This window comes from Lentzea alba (assembly GCF_047445655.1).
GTDB classification, from domain to species: domain Bacteria; phylum Actinomycetota; class Actinomycetes; order Mycobacteriales; family Pseudonocardiaceae; genus Lentzea; species Lentzea alba_A.
Map to the genome: position 1 here is coordinate 201,586 of NZ_JAJAEG010000015.1, position 16,403 is coordinate 217,988.

At 68.1% G+C, this 16,403-nt stretch carries 19 protein-coding genes and 1 pseudogene; 9 read left to right on the plus strand and 11 right to left on the minus strand.

All coding sequences use genetic code 11. The features are described 5' to 3' along the window. Positions 1 to 288: 288 nt before the first annotated feature. Positions 289 to 1,446 (minus strand): sensor histidine kinase, encoded by a 1,158-nt coding sequence (locus tag LFM09_RS25590; RefSeq protein ID WP_414099065.1) that lies wholly within the window; start codon positions 1,444 to 1,446, stop codon positions 289 to 291. A 342-nt stretch (positions 1,447 to 1,788) separates the two neighbouring features. Here LFM09_RS25590 and tnpB point away from each other — a divergent pair. Both tnpB and LFM09_RS25600 read left to right on the plus strand, forming a co-directional pair. Beyond that, positions 1,789 to 2,799: pseudogene (gene tnpB / locus LFM09_RS25595) on the plus strand (IS607 family element RNA-guided endonuclease TnpB); the annotation flags it as partial. An 88-nt stretch (positions 2,800 to 2,887) separates the two neighbouring features. Continuing rightward, entirely contained in the window at positions 2,888 to 3,151 is a 264-nt protein-coding gene (locus LFM09_RS25600; protein WP_414099066.1) for a zinc ribbon domain-containing protein, read from the plus strand. Between the two features lie 44 nt (positions 3,152 to 3,195). Here LFM09_RS25600 and LFM09_RS25605 read toward each other — a convergent pair whose 3' ends face one another. From LFM09_RS25605 to LFM09_RS25615, 3 genes are all read right to left on the minus strand, one after another. Next, positions 3,196 to 4,302, minus strand: coding sequence for a nitric oxide synthase oxygenase (locus tag LFM09_RS25605; protein ID WP_414099067.1), 1,107 nt, complete (start codon positions 4,300 to 4,302; stop codon positions 3,196 to 3,198). A 132-nt stretch (positions 4,303 to 4,434) separates the two neighbouring features. Continuing rightward, positions 4,435 to 5,079, minus strand: a complete 645-nt coding sequence (gene trmB, locus LFM09_RS25610) for a tRNA (guanosine(46)-N7)-methyltransferase TrmB (protein WP_414099120.1) — start codon at positions 5,077 to 5,079, stop codon at positions 4,435 to 4,437. A 68-nt stretch (positions 5,080 to 5,147) separates the two neighbouring features. Then, positions 5,148 to 5,552 carry a hypothetical protein gene (locus tag LFM09_RS25615; protein WP_414099068.1) on the minus strand — a complete coding sequence of 135 codons (405 nt, stop codon included), beginning with the start codon at positions 5,550 to 5,552 and terminating at the stop codon, positions 5,148 to 5,150. A gap of 233 nt (positions 5,553 to 5,785) precedes the next feature. Between LFM09_RS25615 and mycP the strand changes: the two genes are divergently transcribed. Next, on the plus strand, positions 5,786 to 6,988 hold the full coding sequence (gene mycP / locus LFM09_RS25620) for a type VII secretion-associated serine protease mycosin (protein WP_414099069.1): 1,203 nt from the start codon (positions 5,786 to 5,788) through the stop codon (positions 6,986 to 6,988). Here the strand turns inward: mycP and LFM09_RS25625 are convergent. From LFM09_RS25625 to LFM09_RS25635, 3 genes are all read right to left on the minus strand, one after another. Beyond that, positions 6,954 to 7,856: an ABC transporter ATP-binding protein gene (locus tag LFM09_RS25625; protein ID WP_414099070.1), complete on the minus strand. Its 903-nt coding sequence runs from the start codon at positions 7,854 to 7,856 to the stop codon at positions 6,954 to 6,956. The genes mycP and LFM09_RS25625 overlap by 35 nt on opposite strands. A 92-nt stretch (positions 7,857 to 7,948) precedes the next feature. Continuing rightward, positions 7,949 to 8,704: a hypothetical protein gene (locus LFM09_RS25630; RefSeq protein ID WP_414099071.1), complete on the minus strand. Its 756-nt coding sequence runs from the start codon at positions 8,702 to 8,704 to the stop codon at positions 7,949 to 7,951. 5 nt (positions 8,705 to 8,709) lie between these two features. After that, entirely contained in the window at positions 8,710 to 9,621 is a 912-nt protein-coding gene (locus tag LFM09_RS25635; protein WP_414099072.1) for an ABC transporter ATP-binding protein, read from the minus strand. 131 nt (positions 9,622 to 9,752) lie between these two features. Between LFM09_RS25635 and LFM09_RS25640 the strand changes: the two genes are divergently transcribed. Beyond that, positions 9,753 to 10,187 carry a PPOX class F420-dependent oxidoreductase gene (locus tag LFM09_RS25640; RefSeq protein ID WP_414099073.1) on the plus strand — a complete coding sequence of 145 codons (435 nt, stop codon included), beginning with the start codon at positions 9,753 to 9,755 and terminating at the stop codon, positions 10,185 to 10,187. 7 nt (positions 10,188 to 10,194) lie between these two features. On the opposite strand, the gene LFM09_RS25645 is transcribed toward LFM09_RS25640, so the two are convergent. Further along, the gene (locus tag LFM09_RS25645; RefSeq protein WP_414099074.1) at positions 10,195 to 10,983 is read right to left on the minus strand and encodes an HAD family hydrolase; all 789 of its coding nucleotides are present in this window, start codon (positions 10,981 to 10,983) and stop codon (positions 10,195 to 10,197) included. Between the two features lie 48 nt (positions 10,984 to 11,031). Between LFM09_RS25645 and LFM09_RS25650 the strand changes: the two genes are divergently transcribed. Genes LFM09_RS25650 through LFM09_RS25660 form a run of 3 tightly spaced genes read left to right on the plus strand, consistent with a single transcriptional unit; the run spans position 11,032 to position 12,942 of the window. Further along, on the plus strand, positions 11,032 to 11,559 hold the full coding sequence (locus LFM09_RS25650; RefSeq protein ID WP_414099075.1) for a TetR/AcrR family transcriptional regulator: 528 nt from the start codon (positions 11,032 to 11,034) through the stop codon (positions 11,557 to 11,559). After that, positions 11,559 to 12,038: a pyridoxamine 5'-phosphate oxidase family protein gene (locus LFM09_RS25655; protein WP_414099076.1), complete on the plus strand. Its 480-nt coding sequence runs from the start codon at positions 11,559 to 11,561 to the stop codon at positions 12,036 to 12,038. Before LFM09_RS25650 ends, LFM09_RS25655 begins: the two co-directional genes overlap by 1 nt. Next, positions 12,022 to 12,942: an SDR family oxidoreductase gene (locus LFM09_RS25660; protein WP_414099077.1), complete on the plus strand. Its 921-nt coding sequence runs from the start codon at positions 12,022 to 12,024 to the stop codon at positions 12,940 to 12,942. Before LFM09_RS25655 ends, LFM09_RS25660 begins: the two co-directional genes overlap by 17 nt. Here LFM09_RS25660 and LFM09_RS25665 read toward each other — a convergent pair. Next, entirely contained in the window at positions 12,939 to 13,595 is a 657-nt protein-coding gene (locus LFM09_RS25665; RefSeq protein WP_414099078.1) for a response regulator, read from the minus strand. The genes LFM09_RS25660 and LFM09_RS25665 overlap by 4 nt on opposite strands. 9 nt (positions 13,596 to 13,604) lie before the next feature. Beyond that, entirely contained in the window at positions 13,605 to 14,783 is a 1,179-nt protein-coding gene (locus LFM09_RS25670; protein WP_414099079.1) for a sensor histidine kinase, read from the minus strand. A gap of 117 nt (positions 14,784 to 14,900) precedes the next feature. Here LFM09_RS25670 and LFM09_RS25675 point away from each other — a divergent pair, with 117 nt between their 5' ends. After that, the gene (locus LFM09_RS25675) at positions 14,901 to 15,566 is read left to right on the plus strand and encodes a hypothetical protein (RefSeq protein WP_414099080.1); all 666 of its coding nucleotides are present in this window, start codon (positions 14,901 to 14,903) and stop codon (positions 15,564 to 15,566) included. After that, complete coding sequence (locus tag LFM09_RS25680) at positions 15,563 to 15,931, plus strand: GntR family transcriptional regulator (RefSeq protein WP_414099081.1); 369 nt, start codon at positions 15,563 to 15,565, stop codon at positions 15,929 to 15,931. Before LFM09_RS25675 ends, LFM09_RS25680 begins: the two co-directional genes overlap by 4 nt. On the opposite strand, the gene LFM09_RS25685 is transcribed toward LFM09_RS25680, so the two are convergent. After that, entirely contained in the window at positions 15,916 to 16,353 is a 438-nt protein-coding gene (locus tag LFM09_RS25685) for a hypothetical protein (RefSeq protein ID WP_414099082.1), read from the minus strand. The two genes, LFM09_RS25680 and LFM09_RS25685, sit on opposite strands and share 16 nt — an antisense overlap. Positions 16,354 to 16,403: the final 50 nt, after the last annotated feature.

The window sequence follows — 16,403 nt, forward strand, 5'->3', positions numbered from 1 at the left end:
GAGCATCACCCGGCGGGCCCTTTGTGCATCCGCAGGCAACCAGCGAGACGGGGTCGGCGTCACATGATCATGTCGAAGAAGCCGTGCAAGTCCAGTGGTAACTTCCGGCGCGCGCAGAAGCCCGCCACCCCCAAGCCGCCGACTCGGGGTTGAGTTGGCATGATCACATCCGCACGGGACCGGGCGTGATCATGCGGAGGCATCAGTGGCCGACATCGACCCTCAGAACGACGACCAGTTCAGCGATGTCGAGATGACGCAGGAGTTCGACGTCATTCGCGACGAGCGCTAGGCAAGCGGCAGTTCGGCGCGAACCGTCCACCCAGTCGGTTCGCGTCGGCCTGCGGAGAACGTACCGCCTAGCAGTTCCACGCGCTCGCGCATGCCCACGAGCCCGTAACCTCCCGAGCCACCAACGGGAACGTCCGAGGCGACCCCGTCGTCCGCCACGAACAGTCGCAGCGAACCGTCCCCAGAGGACAGTGCGACGTCCACTGAGGACACCGCGTCCGCGTGCTTCTGGGTGTTCGTCAGCGATTCCTGCACCAGTCGCAGCACCGACCGGGCCAGCTCCTGCGGCACCGCGTCCTGCAGATCGACCGACAGGTGCACGGGCAGTCCGGAGTCCGAGGCCAGCGTGCGCACGTCGTCCACCAACGACGAAGACGCGGCAGGCCCGGAAGAAGTGCCGTCCCGCATCGTCCCCACCAGACGGCGCATCGCCGTGAGCGCCTCGGTGCCGGAAGCGGCGATGGACGGCAGCACGTCGACCTCGCGGTTCATCTGGCCGGCCTGGGCGTGCACCACGATCGCCGTCACGTAGTGCGCGACCACGTCGTGAAGTTCGCGCGCCAACGCCATCCGCTCGGCGTTCTGTGCTGCCGCAACGGATGCAGCCAGTTGAGACGCGCGTTCGTTGTCACGGGCCCGGAAGTACAACCCGCTGCCGACGGCCAGCACCAGCAGGATGCTCGCGCCGAACAGATAAGACGTGGTGTCCGGTCCGTACTCGCGGTACTCGACGGGCGCGACGACCGGCCAGCCGAGGACCTCCGCGGCCACCATCGCGGCCACCACCAGCACTGTGCCGGACACCGCGCGCCACTGCGGCACCTCCCGCACGAGCACCGCGATGGTCGCCATCGCGGCACCGGTGATGGAGACGTTGGCACCGCTGAAGAAGAAGTGCGGCTCGAACGCGACGCCGAGAAACCGCATGTAGAGCGCCACGCAGACGATTGCGAACGCCAGTGCCAGTGCCGCGTCGAACGGACGGCGGGGTGCCAGCACCGCGATCACGCAGATGACCAGCACACCGGGGACCTGCCACCAGCCGAGCGCGGTGTTGATCGACCCGGTTTCCGCGATGGCGATGCCGGTGAGCGAGAGCGCCAGCGGCCACTGGCGTTTGGCGAGCAACCGCCAGTTCAGTTCCGTGCTCTCCACGCAGTACACGGTAAAGCCGGAAGGCTGATCCCGCGTCCGTCGGAGGTATGGGGGCGGCATCAGCCAGAAGGCTGAGTGGACGACCTGCGGAAATACCCTCACGGCGGATGCCGGATGACGGCTCGGTAACGGACTCTGGAGGAGCAGTCGGGGAAACGGAGGACGCCATGTTGTCAGTTGTGTTCACTTGGGCCGCCGCGGTGGTCGGCCTGTTGGTCCTTGCGCTCATGGCCCTCTCGGGCGTGATGATCGACTCGAAGCACTAGGTGCCGATCCAGCGTGTGATGGGGAAGTCATGCGCTGCGCGGTTTTGTCGGTGTGGCCCGCTACCGTTTCGACGACATGGTCACGGTGATCCAGGCCTACCGGTTCGCGCTCGATCCGACCGCAGGGCAGTACGCGGCTCTGCGGTCGCATTGTGGCGCGCAGCGGTACGCGTTCAACTGGGGTTTGGGCCGGATCAAGGCGAACCTGGATCAGCGAGCCGCGGAGAAGACCTACGATCTCCCGGACGATCGGCTCACCCCGCTTCACCCGTGGTCGGCCTACAGCCTGCGCAAGGTCTGGAACCAGGCCAAAGACGAGGTGGCGCCGTGGTGGAACGAGAACTCGAAGGAAACCTGCTCGTCCGGCCTGGCCAATCTCGCGACCGCGTTGGGCAACTGGGCCGACTCCCGGAATGGCGAGCGAAAGGGCCGCAGGCTCGGCTTCCCCCGGTTCAAGGGCAAGCGATCCGGGTGGTCCTGCCGATTCACCACGGGCGCGTTCGGCCTGGCCGCCGACCGGCGACACGTGAGGTTGCCGCGCGTCGGGACGGTCCGCACCCACGAGTCCACCCGCAAACTCGCGCGTCAGTTGGAGCGAGGTAGCGCCCGTATCCGCTCGGCCACCGTGACCTTCCGCGCGGGGCGGTGGTTCGTGGTGTTCTCCGTCGAGATCACCCGATCGGATCCGGTGCCCGCCCGGCCCGACAGCACGGTTGGTGTCGACCTCGGAGTGCGATCCCTGGCCGTGCTGTCGACCGGTGAGATCATCCCGAACCCGCGGCGCCTTGAGACCGTGCTGCGGCAGCTGCGCCGCTTGCAAAGGCAGGCCGCGCGCCGTCATGGGCCGGATCGGCGCACGCGGCGTGGCCCCTCAGCCCGGTGGCGCACGACGCAGTCGCGCATCGCGAGGCTGCACGCCGCAGTCGCGAACGCCCGCCGGGACAGCCTGCACAAACTCACCACCAGGCTGATCCGCACCCACGGCGCGGTTGCGATTGAGGACCTGCACGTGGCGGGCATGATGAAGAACCGGCCGCTCGCCAGGCACGTCGCCGGTGTCGGCCTGGCTGAGTTGCGCCGCCAGATCGAGTACAAGGCCCGCTGGGCCGGCGTGCAGGTGCACATCGCCGATCGGTGGTACCCCCAGCTCGAAGACGTGTTCGGGATGTGGTGCGGTGAAAGCCAAACTGCGCCTGTCCGAACGCATGTACCGCTGCGAAGCGTGTGGTCTGAACCTGGACCGCGACCTCAACGCGGCACACAACCTCGCCGCGCTCGTGCAGCGCGAGTCGTCCTCCCCGAGTTGCGGGGCGACGCAAAACGAGCCCGATGGAAACCTGCGTAAGACCCGCGCGACGCGGGCAACGGGTACCGCCACGGGAAGACTCGCACCGGCCGGTGCGAGTCAACGTCGACGCGGGGACGCGACGGCTGCCTGAATCATCAGCGGACTCACGCCCTCTGATGATTCAGGTAACGGAAGTCAGACGCTGGTCAGGGAGTGTTGCTGGCGGAGCAGCTCCGCCAGCCTGCTCGTCGGTTGCGGACGGGTCTCGTCCAACGCGGCCGTGAAGCGCGCCGGAGCACCGGTCCGTGCGCGTGCCGCGGCTGCGGTGTCCAGGCGGAACGCGGGACGCGCGGCTGACGAGCGTTGGCGGGAGCGCAGCCACGCGAGCCGGTGGAGCGCTTCCGCGTGGTGGTCCGTGATGGTGACGGACGCCTTGTCGAACGAGTGGAGCACTGCCGCGTTCAGGTGAACGGTGGCGAAGTCCCGCCACAGCGTGCGTTCGGACGAGGTGTCCAAACCCAACGCGTCGGCGACTTCGCGTGCCACGCCGTACGCACCTTCCTCGGCAAGAGAACGCGTACCGATCTCGGCACCGACGAACCACGAGTTGAAGGGTGCCGCGGGATAGTGCACGCCGCCGATCGACAGCCGCATGTTCGAGATGACCGGAACCGCGTGCCAGCGCAGGCCCATCTCGCCGAACCACGGCAACGTCGGGTGCTCCAGCGGGACCTCGTGCACGATCTCGGACGGCAGCGTGAACAGCCGCGGTCCCTCGTGCTGGGTCTCCACCACCAACGGCAGCAGGTCGAAGCGCGTGCGTCGCGCCGGCGGCCGCCATCCCATGCCCTGCATGGTTTCCGTGAACTGGGCGTACCGGCGGTCCCCCATCCCGTCGGCGTACCCGGCGTACCGGATCAGCTGCTCGTTCCAGATCACCGGCCCGGGCGAGCCAGGTGCGTCCGGCGCGAAAACCGTGACCAGCGGCCGGATTTCGCCGCCGTTCGTCGCCAGTCGCAGGTGTTCAACGCACTCGCCGGCGACAGCGGCGGCGTTGCGATAGCCGCGCAGATCGCGGACTTTCAGTCGTCGCCACGGCACACCTGAGGTGCACCAACCGGAATCTCGCAGCGCGATCCGCGCGCCGTACGCGAGCTCGTTGGTGGTGTGGCGGTAGGTTCCGGTCTCGGCGATCTCGGCGCGCACCTGGGCGATGCGGGCGGACAGCGAGCCTGCGTCGGAGTGCGCCGCGTGGAACATGCGGACGAACTCCTCCGCGACGGGGAGGACGTCGGGGGTCACGGAGCGAGACGCTAAGGCCGGAAGAGCTTCACGCGTCACTGCCACTCGGGGCATTTCGGGTGATCAACACCGGCCACTCCAACGAGTGAACGCTAGACCCAGGGTGTTCACTCGAACGGCTTGAGACCTCGATCAGGTGAGGTCGTTCCGGCGGAACATCAGGTCGTGCGAAACGCGGCCCTCGTTCACAGCCCGCTGCTCGAACTTCGTGACGGGCCGCCAGTCCGGTCGAGGAGCCCAGCCGTCGTACATGTTGGTCAGCAAACGCTCGCCGGAGCACACCTCGAGCATCTGCTCCGCGTAGTGCTCCCAGTCCGTCGCGAGGTGCAGCACCCCGCCTTCCGAGAGCCGTGACGCGAGCAGCGCCACGAACTCCGGCTGCACGAGCCGGCGCTTGTGGTGCTTCTTCTTCGGCCACGGGTCCGGGAAGAAGATCCGCACGCCGTGCAACGACCCCGGCGCGATGTGGTCGGTGAGCAGGTCGACGGCGTCACCGCGCAGCACGCGCAGGTTGTCGAGCCCACCGAGGTGCTCGCCGCGCAGCAGCAGCTGGGCGAGTCCCGGCTTGTAGACCTCGACGGCCACGTAGTTCAGCTCCGGCGCCGCGGCCACGAGCTGGGAGGTGGTCTCGCCCATGCCGGACCCGATCTCCAGCAGCACGGGCGCGGAACGGCCGAACCACGAGTCGAAGTCCAGCGGTCCCTCGGGCAACGACTTCACGTCGTTGCCCATCTTCTCCCAGTACGTGTCCCAGGCGCGCTCCTGTCCCACGGTCATGCGCTCGCCGCGCTGGACGAAGCTGACGATGGAACGGTGGAACTCAGGCCTGGTCACAGCCGTACAGACTAGGCGATGAGCTCGATGTCCTCGATCTGCGCACGGAGGTCGGCGACCGTGAAGTCGATGGACTGGGCCTGGCCAGGCCCGCGGTGCGCGGGTACGAGATCCACAAAGCCCTTGTGCCGCGAGGTGAACTGCACGGTTGTCGGCGTGGCAGGCCCGTAGACACCGCTCTCGGACGGCACGAACTCCCAGTACCCGACCTCGCCGAGGTCGACCCAGGGCACGAACACCCAGCCGGGACGTGACGAGAGCAACTCGCTCACCGCGTCCTCGACGGCGTGACCTTCGGCACGTGACTTCAACCGGCCGCGATCCAGGGCGCGCAGCCACCACGGCGCGGGCGCGTCCTCGGCGGAGCGCACGGCGCGGTACATCGCCAGGACTTCGGTTTCCGGAGCGCGGTTCACCCAGGAACGACGCGCTTCTGCAGGGGTGAGGGCGATTTCGGCAGGGTTGGGAGCCTCAAGTGCACTAGCCCACTCGAGGCCGAGCATTGCTTCCACACGGACCACTGGCCACCTCCGCAGCGGGGATAACCCCATTGAACGGGAAGTCAAACGCCGAAGATGTCCTGATAGGGGCTTTTCACGGCCTGTTAACAACACTCTTACGCAACGTGTGACGCCAGGCACGTTGCGCCATGACGTGGAAACGCGATGTACGTGACGTGCCTCTGCTCCCCGCCCTCGCCGTCGCGCTGCCGTTGCTGCTCGCCGCGCAGACGATCGAGGAGCAGGAGTGGCACCTCGACGCGCTCGACATCTACTCCGCGCAGGACCAGACCCGCGGCGACGGCGTGATCGTCGCGTTGATCGACTCCGGCGTCGACGCCAAGCACCCCGACCTCGCCGGCCGTGTCTTACCCGGCATCGGCTACGGCAGCTCGAAGGGCACCGACGGCACGACCGACCCCGACGGCCACGGCACCGGGATGGCCGGGATCATCGCCGCGACCGGCCGCAACGGTGGTGCGCTCGGCATCGCGCCCGGCGTCAAGATCCTCCCGATCGCGAGCGCCGAGAAGGAGCAGTTCTCGCTCGACGTCGTCGCGGAGAGCATCAGGTGGGCGACCGACAACGGCGCCAAGGTCATCAACATGTCGCTGGGCTTCTCCAGCTCGATGACCCCGACCCTGGTCAAGGCCGTGAACTACGCGATCGAGAAGGACGTCGTCCTCGTCGCCGCCACCGGCAACGAGGGCAAGGAGGTCTCGGCGCCCGCGAACATCGCCGGCGTGATCGCGGTCGCGGGCACCAACCGCGAGGGCAAGCCGTGGAAGTCGTCCAACATCGGCGCGGACACCGCGATCGCGGCACCGGCGGAGGGCATCGTCACCGCCGCGCCGCAGGCGGTCTTCGCCAGCGGTTATGCCGAGATGGACGGCACGAGCGCGGCCTCGGCGATCGTGTCGGGCGTCGCGGCGCTGGTTCGCGCGAAGCACCCGCAGATGCCCGCCAAGGACGTCGTCAACGTCCTGATCAAGACCGCGAAGGACATGGCGGAACCCGGCCGTGACGAGACGACCGGGTTCGGCATGGTCAACCCGATGGGCGCGCTGACCGCCCAGCTTCCGCCGGTGGAACGGAACCCGCTCCTGCCGCCGCCGAAGCCGTCGACCACCGCGACGACACCGGCTGTTGCCGCACAACAGAATCCGGTGCAGCCGATCGCGGACATCAGCGACCGGCTGCCGTTCGTCGGTGCCGTGGCGGGCGGAACCGCGCTGATGACGGGCCTGCTGATCGCGTTGCCCGCCATCAGGTCACGCCGCCCGCGCCCGCAGGCGACGGTCCACGTGCTGCCGCCCTTCAGTGGGCGTGATACTCCACCGACTCCTTGGTGAGCTGCATGAAGGCCTCCTCCAGCGACCCGCGCTGAGGGCTGAGCTCGTGCAGCACGATCTGGTTCTCCGCCGCGATCTCACCGATGCGCGGCGCCGGAAGACCGTGCACCACCAGGGCTCCGTCCACCGCGTCGTCGGTGACCGTCGACTCCGCCGCGAGGATCTCGCGCAGCTTCGCGGCGTGCGGTGACCGCACCCGGACGTGGTCCTGGGTGGCGTCGCTGATGAACTGCTCGGTGGTGGTCTGCGCGATCAGCTGACCCTTGCCGATCACGATCAGGTCCTGCGCGGTCTGCGCCATCTCCGAGAGCAGGTGGCTCGACACGAACACCGTGCGGCCCTCGTCCGCGAGCCGGTGCATGAACTGCCGGATCCAGAGGATGCCCTCCGGGTCGAGACCGTTGACGGGCTCGTCGAACAGCAGCACCTCGGGGTCGCCGAGCAGTGCGCCCGCGATGCCGAGCCGCTGCGCCATGCCGAGCGAGAACCCGCCCGCGTTCTTGTGCGCGACCTCGGTGAGGCCGACGATCTCGAGCACCTGGTTGACCCGGCTGACCGGGATCTTGTTGGAGACCGCGAGCCACTTCAGGTGCGAGCGCGCGGACCTGTTGGGGTGCACCCACTTCGCGTCGAGCAGCGCGCCCACCTTGCGCAGCGGCTGCTTGAGCTGGGCGTAGTGCTTCCCGTCGATCGTCACGTCTCCGGCCGTGGGAGTGTCGAGGCCGAGGATCATCCGCATCGTCGTGGACTTGCCGGCGCCGTTCGGGCCGAGAAAGCCCGTGACGCGGCCGGGCCTGACGGTGAACGACAGGTCGTCGACCGCCTTGGTCCGGCCGTAGTGCTTGCGCAACCGCACTGCCTGGATCATGACCTCTCCCGTTCGTTCGAAGACTGATCGGGACGAGGGTCATCACCCCCGATGGATGACCCTCGTCCCGCTCCCCCTTTATTCGGAACCGGTCACGCGTCGCGCTTCTTGGCGACGATCAACGCGACCACCAGCAGCGCGACAGCGATACCGGCGAAGTAGGCCAGCGATCCCCACTGGCTCAGCTTGAAGTCGACGCCCGCGGCCGGGTTCTCGGCCGGGTCACCCCCGCCCAGTGCCAGGAAGTTGTTGGCGTTCTGGAACGGCAGCCACGCCTGGATCTTCACGCCGACCTTCGGGATGATCCCGATCAGGCCTTCGAGCAGCATGTTCCAGACGAGCAGGATGGCCACGGCACCGGCGGTCTGGCGGACCAGGATGCCGACCGCGATCGCGAGGATCGCGCCGATCCCGAAGAGCAGGCCGACGCCGGCGACGTGCCGCCACTCGGCGCCGGTGTTGATCGCGAGGTCGGACGTCGGCGCCATGATCTTGGCCAGGCCCCACGAGCCGAACGCGATGATCTCGCCGAGCACACCGGCGATGAACGCGACCACGACGGTCTTGGCGACCAGCGCGGACGTCCGGTTCGGCGCCGCGAGGAACGTGGCCTTGATCGTGTTGAACCGGTACTCGGTGGTGACCGCCAGCGCCGACATCACCAGCACGACGGCGAGCGCGAGCTGGCTGCTGCCGAACTGGGTGAGGCCGATGGACATCTGGCCGTTCTCGGTGGTGCCCGCGATGATCGCGGTGAGACCGACACCCAGGACCACGGCGAGCGCCGTGCACCAGTAGGGCGAACGGGTCGAGAAGAGCTTGATTCTCTCAACTGCCAAGAGGGTCATTGGTCTCACTTCCCGATCTCTGCGTGGTACTCGACAGCATCGCCGGTCAACTGCATGAATGCCTCTTCAAGCGAACCGCGCTGCGGGCTCAGCTCGTGCAGAACAACACCGTTAGCTGCGGCGATGTCACCGATCTGGTCACTGGTCGCACCCGATACGGACAACGCGCCGTCCGCGCCGTCACGAACCGTGAAGCCCTTGTCGACCAGCAGCGGGCCGAGCTTGAACAACTGAGGACTGCGCACGAGCACTGAGTTACCCGTTGAGCGGTCGATGAACTCCGCCGTCGTGCTCTGCGTGATCAGCTTCCCCTTGCCGATCACCACGAGCTCGCTGGCCGTGAGAGCCATTTCGGACAGCAGGTGGCTCGACACCAGGACCGTGCGGCCCTCCGCGGCGAGGTTCTGCATGAACGTGCGGATCCAGAGGATGCCCTCCGGGTCCAGGCCGTTGACCGGCTCGTCGAACAGCAGCACCCGCGGGTCACCGAGCAGTGCCGCGGCGATCCCCAGTCGCTGCGACATGCCGAGCGAGAACCCACCGGCCTTCTTGCCGGCGACCTGCGTGAGACCGACCGCCTCCAGCACCGCGTCCACGCGCTTGGCCGGCAGTCCGTTGGAGACGGCGAGCCACTTCAGGTGCGCTCGCGCCGACCGGTTGGGGTGCACCCACTTCGCGTCGAGCAGCGCCCCGACCGTCCGCAGTGGACGGTTCAGTTCGGTGTAGGGCTTCCCGTCGATCAGCACGCGGCCTGCCGTCGGACGGTCGAGCCCCAGGATCATCCGCATCGTGGTGGACTTGCCGGCGCCGTTCGGACCGAGGAACCCGGTCACCCGTCCAGGTTGGACGGTGAACGACAGGTCGTCGACCGCGACCGTCCTGCCGTATCTCTTGGTGAGGCCGATTGCCTCGATCATTGGCTTTCCCCTCTCGGTGTTGGGGACAACTCTCCAACTTCCAAGTGGTCAGCCACATCGCCCAGCAGTCCACGCCGGCGTCAACTTCAGTCGTCCGGTGCCGCTACCTCAGTCGTAGTTGAATGCTTCTCATGGGTTACACGGAAGCTCCTGAAGGCTGGTGGCGCGAGTTCGTGCAGGCCTTGCCCGCCCGCACCGGCAAACTCGCGGTCACCCGCAAGGACGGCAGTCCGCACATCGCCCCGGTGTGGGTGGACCTGGACGGCCCGGACCTCGTCTTCCTGACCGCGCGCGACACCATCAAGGGCAAGTCGATCCTGCGCGACGGCCGGGTGGCCCTGTGCTTCGACGACGAGACCCCGCCGTTCAACTTCGTCACCATCACCGGCCGCGCGCAGGTCGACGAGGACCCCGAGCAGCTGAAGTACTGGGCGGGCCGCACCGCGGCCCGCTACATGGGCGCCGACCAGGCCGATGCCTACGCCGAACGCAACGGCGTGCCCGGCGAGATGGTCGTCCGAGTGAAGATCGACAAGGTCGTCGCCAAGAACAACATCTCGGACTAGGCGGCGCCTAGGCGGGGAAGTACCGGGACAACGCCTGCGCGGCCCCGTCCTCCAGCACGGTGCCGGTGACCTCGTCGGCCACGGCCTGCACGGTCACCGGCGCCTGTCCCATCGCGACACCGACCGCCGCCCACCGCAGCATCTCGACGTCGTTGGACCCGTCCCCGATCGCCAGCGTGTCGTCCGCGCTGATTCCCAGCTCCAGCCGCAACTCCTCGAGCGCCCACCCCTTCGTGACGCCCTCGGGCACCACGGTCAGCCACGCCTCCGTGTAGTCGACGTGCCACGAGACGCCCGGCAGTTCCAGCTCCCGCACGGCGAACGCGAGCTCCGGCGGTGTGTGGTCGAGCCAGCGCATCACCAGCCGCGCGGTCGGGGTCGCGGCCATCTCGTCGAACGTCGCGTCTGTCGTGACGCCCCACAGGTCGTTGGGCAGGAACCGGCCCAGCGAAAGATTGCCCACGCCGGTCTGCTCCACCGCGAACACCGAGCCGGGCAACAGCGCCTGCAACGTCTTGATCGTCGGGCCGGGGTCGAACGTCGTGCGCTTGATGATCTCGTCACGCGTCGGGTCCCACCACACCGCGCCGTTCGAGCACAGCGCCAGCGACACGGGCAGTTGCGGTGCGACCGGAGTGGTGCCGATCAGGCTGCGGCCGGTGCACAACACGACCTGGGCGCCGTGTTCCGTCACGCGCGTGACGGCGGCCTGCACGGTGGACGAGATGTCGTTCGAGCCGACGTGGGTCAGGGTTCCGTCGATGTCCAGCGCTACGAGGCGCGGTCTCCAGCTCACGTGTCGCCACCCTATGCGAAGGTTAGTGAATTGTGGTTCACTAATGGGGTGGCACGGCCTCGCACCATCACCGACGAGCGGATCCTCGCGGCAGTCGCGGCGGTCATCGACCGGCGTGGCCCGGAGTTCACGGTCGCGGACGTCGCGGCGGAGGCCGGGGTGTCGGTCGGTGCGGTGGCCAAGCGGTTCGGGTCGAAGAGCGGGCTGCTGCAGGCGTTGACGCGAGCCGGCACGGAAGAGGTCACACGCCGGATGCGGGAGGCGGGCACGGTTCGCGAGGCCCTCATGACCTGGTTCGACCGGCTGGCGGATCCGGTGGTGGCGACGAACAACCTCGCGCAACTGGGGGTCGACCTCATCGACCCCGAACTGAGAGCGTTGCTGGCTCGGCACTACGCGGTGCTGGAGTCGGAGCTGGAGGTCCTGTGTGCGGCCGAGGGGCTGCCACCGAACGCGGCTCGCGTGCTGGCCGCGCTGGTCTACGGGATCTCGATGGACTGGTCGGTGAGACCGCGGGGGGATCTGCTGGCACGCACGGGAGAGGACATCGATCTGGTGCTGAAGGGGATGCGCTGATGGCTACCTGGGCCGAGTTCGCGGCCGAAGAACCCGACCTGGCCGCGTTCGTGCAGGGCAGGTTCGCGGCGGACCGGCACGCGTTGATCGCGACGCTGCGCAAGGACGGCTCACCGCGGATCAGCGGCGTGGAGCCGGACTTCACGCACGGCGAGTTGTGGGCGGGAATGATGGTCGACTCGTTGAAGGTGCGCGATCTGCGCCGCGACCCGAGGTTCGCGCTGCACTGCATGACCACGACCGCCTCGATGACGGAGGCGGGCGACGCGAAGATCAGCGGGACGGCCGAGTTCTGGACCGACAAGGACGTCTATCTGAAGGACCTGTTCGACCGCACCGGCTGGCAGCCGAAGCCGGAGGAGATCGATCTCTTCCGGATGAACGTCACCGAGGTCGTGCAGATGACCGTCGAGGGCGACGGAATGGTCGTGCTGTCGTGGCACGAGGGAAGGGGAACTCGGCGTGTCGCAAAGAAGTGAGCCTGACCTGAGCGGCAAGGTCGCCGTCGTCACCGGAGCCACGCGAGGTGCCGGCCGGGCGATCGCGGTCGAGCTGGGCGCGGACGGCGCGACGGTCTTCGTCGGCGGCCGCACGACGCGCACGCAGCAGTCCGAGGTCGGTCGCTCCGAGACGATCGAGGACACCGCGGAGCTGGTCACCAAGGCCGGTGGCAGGGGGATCGCCATCCGGTGCGACTTCACGGATCCGTCCGATGTGGACGCTTTCGCCGCGCGCATCGACAGGCTCGACATCTTCGTCGACAACGCGTGGGGCGGCGAGAACCTCGTCGAGTGGGGCAAGTTCTGGGAGCACGACCTCGACAAGCAGCTCCACATGTGGCGCAACGGCGTCGAGACGCATCTGGTGGCGATCCACAAGCTGATGCCGATCCTGCTCCGGTCCGACGACGGGCTCGTCATCGAGGTGACCGACGGCGAGGACGGCGAGGCGTACTTCGTGAACCTCGCCTACGACGCGGTGAAGAACTCCGTGCGCAGGTTCGGTGAGGTGCTGGCGAAAGACCTCAAGGACCACCCGAACGTGACCGCGCTCGCGGCCACCCCGGGGTTCCTGCGGTCCGAGCAGATGCTGGAGGGCTTCGGCGTCACCGAGGAGACCTGGCGCGACGCGATCGAGAAGGTGCCGGACTACGCGCTCTCGGAAACGCCGCACTACCTCGGCCGCGGCCTCGCGCACCTCGCGGCGGACAAGGACCGCAAACGTTTCTCCGGGCAGTGCCTGTCGTCGTGGAAGCTCATGCGCGAGTACGGGTTCACCGACCTCGACGGTTCACAGCCCGACTGGGGCCGGTGGTACGACGAGGTGGTGAAGCCGCGGATGGCGGGCCAGACCGTCGAGGCTGACCCGGAGCAGTACCGCTAAGCGTCGCCGGGGCGGACGAGACCGGTCTCGTAGGCCAGCACCACGGCCTGCACCCGGTCTCGCAGCTCCAGCTTCGCGAGGATCCGGCCGACGTGCGTCTTCACCGTCGCTTCCGACAGGAAGAGCTTGCGGGCGATCTCGGTGTTCGAGAGCCCCTTCGCGATCAGCACGAGCACCTCGCGCTCGCGTTCGGTCAGCACGTCCAGCACGGTGGCGTCGCGCAGCTCACCGCCGCCGTCGCCGAGGAACCGGCCCAGCAGCCGCTTGGTGACCGACGGCGAGACCACCGCGTCGCCGGAAGCCACCGCGCGCAACGCCGACACCAGGTCTGACGGCGGCGTGTCCTTCAGCAGGAACCCGCTGGCGCCGTTGCGCAACGCCGACAGCGCGTACTCGTCCATGTCGAACGTCGTCATGACCAGCACCTTGGCGGTGTCGGCCTCGGCGATCCGCTTGGTCGCCTCGACACCGTCCATCACCGGCATGCGGACGTCCATCAGCACGACGTCGGGACGCAGCTTGTCGGCCATCTGCACCGCGTCGAGGCCGTCGGCAGCCTCGCCGATGACGTCGATGTCCTCTTGCGCACCCAGCACCATGCGAAAGCCCATGCGCATGAGTTCCTGGTCGTCGACCAGCAGCACCCGAATCACTCGATCACCCTATGCGGCCAGGGGGAAGCTCGCGCGCACGCGCCAGCCCCCGCCGGGGTTGGGGCCCGCCTCGAACTCGCCACCCAGCACCGCAGCCCTTTCCCTCATGCCGATCAGTCCGTTGCCGCCGGACACCTTGACCACGTCGTGCGGTGTGCCGAACCCGTTGTCGACGACCTCGAGCCGCAGCTCGTCCGGCGTGCGGGTCAGGCGCACCAGCGCGGTCGTGCCGGTGCCGGCGTGCTTGATGGTGTTCGTCAGTGCTTCCTGCACGATCCGGTAGATGCTCAGGCCGACGCCGACGGGCAGGTCGTCCACGTCGCCGCTGATCTCCAGCCGCACCGGCACACCGGCCGCGCGGGTGTTCTCGGCGAGCTCGACGACTCCGCGGGCGTCGGGTTGCGGGGCCCACTGCGTCTCGGCGTCCTCGCTGCGCAGCACGCCCAGCAGCCGGCGCATCTCGGTGAGCGCGAGCCGGCCGGTCTCCGCGATCGTGCGGACCGCGTTCTCCGCGACCTCCGGCTGCGACCTGATCGTGTAGGCGGCGCCGTCCGCGTGGACGATCATCACGCTCACCGCGTGCGCCACCACGTCGTGCAGCTCGCGGGCGATCCGGGAGCGCTCCTCGCCGACCGCGATCTGGGCCTGCTGGTCGCGCTCGGTCTCCAGCAGCTTGAGCCGTTGCTCCAGCTCGCTCTGGTACGCGCGGCGGGCGCCGATGAACTCGCCCATCGCCCAGCTGAAGCCGAAGATCACGAAGACCATGAACACGAGGAACACGGCCTGGATGTCGCCGACCTGGAAGACCGCCCACAGCAGCGTGCCGGCGAGCAGCCAGCCCGAGTAGATCAACGCGGACTTGCGGCCGATGTACGCGACGAGCGTGTAGAGCGCGATGGCCAGCGCGAAGTCCGACATCCGCACCGGGATGCCGCCCTCGTAGCCGCCGTGGGTGAAGAGCTGCAGGAACGCGCCCGCCAGGATCAGGTAGCTGATGCCGAGCGGGTGATAACGCCGGAACGGCAGCGGCCCGAGCATCAGCAGTGTGACGGCGAGGAACGCGGAGAACGACACCCCGCGATCGATCGCGGTGACCGCGAACCCCATGTCGAAGATCAGCAAAAGCCCGGCGATCAGGGAGTCCCCGAACGCCGGGTGAGCCTTCATCCACAGGCTGAACCGCCGCACCGGACAAGGTTAGGTGCGGGTCGAACTTCCGCGCGTCGCGCCACGGGTTGACGCTGCGTACGACTTCAGTGTGAGTTATTGTATCGAGGAGTTGATACAAAGAGGAGGGGGTGCGCTGTGTTGATCGACATCGTGATCGCCGCGGCTTGGGGACTCGCGCTGCTCGTGACGCTGTGGCCGATGGCGCAGAACGGCGTGCGCCTGCTGAAGCGGTGGGAGATCGCCGATCCGACAGAAGCGCAGGTGGAGGAGGCGGTTCGCTACCTCAAGCGCCGTCGCCTGCTCTACCCGTGGATCTACGCGGGGCTGGCGCTGGCCCCTCCCTGGACCGACGGCATCGGGCAGCTCGTGGTGGTCGTGCTCGGTGGTTCGCTGCTCGCGGAGCTGCTGGCGTTGCGCCCGCGCCGGGACGCGTTGCGAGTGGCGACGCTCACTCCCCGTGGTCTCTTCGACATCGCGTCGAAGTGGGTGCTGGGCTCGTACACGGTGCTCGTGGTGGGTGGGGCGATCTACCTCGGGATGAGCCAGCAGTGGGACCGCTTCCTGTGGCTCGTGCTGTCGGTGGTCGCGACCGTCGTGATCATCTGGGCGGCCGTCGCCCGTCCCGCGACCGGTGACCAGGCCGTCGACATGGCGTTGCGCACCCGCAGCGTGCACGTGTCGGCGGGACTCGGCGTGGCGCTGGCCGGTGTGCTGATCGGCCACTCGATCGGCTTCGTCGGGATCCTCGCGTGGATCTCGATGGCCAACACCAAACCGGTCCCGGCCAAGATCAAGGGATGAGCGCTCCCCGCATCGTCGTCGACGTCGACAACGGCGTTGCGCCCTGGCGCCAGGTTCGCGACCAGCTGGTGCTGCTGATCAGCGGTGGGGTGCTGCCGGTCGGGTCCCGTCTGCCCACGATCCGGCAGCTCGCCGCCGACCTCGGGCTCGCCGCCGGCACGGTCGCGCGGGCGTACCGCGAGCTGGAGACCGAGGGCGTGCTCACGACAGGGCGAAGGCAGGGCACCGTGGTGGCTGCCCTGCCTTCGCATGCACCGGACCCGCTCTCCGCCGCCGCAGCGGAGTTCGTCGCCATCGCTCGGTCGCTCGGCGTGAGCGAGGGGGAGGCGCTCGACGCCGTGCGAACCCACTACGGGGCTGAGTAAGGCGACTCGATCTTTGGCGCGGGTCGCGGTTCGCCGACGTGGGCGTGCCGCTCTTCGTAGATGCGGTGTTCTTCCGCCATCTGGTCAGCGAGCTGTTGCTGCAGCTGACGATCCCGAATCCTGGACAGGATCGCCATCGTGACGCCGTGCGCCAGTGCCAGCAGCAAGAGCACCACACCCAGCTTCACGACCACGTTCTTCACCGGGTCGCCGGTCTCGACGTCGATGATCGACACCAGCGCCAACAGGCCGAGCACGACGAGGTGGAACAGGACGGCGGTCAGCTTCATCATGCTGCCGGCCTGTTCGTCGTCGTACGCAGCGCGCTTCAAATATCCCTTGCCGCTGTGGTAGATCAGCTGGCCATCGACCACGACCAGGACGATCCCCAGCACCAGGAACGTCACGTAGCTGTCACCCATGAGCTGTGGCTACCCGCGCACGCACGCGCACAAACCGTGGCACGATCAGT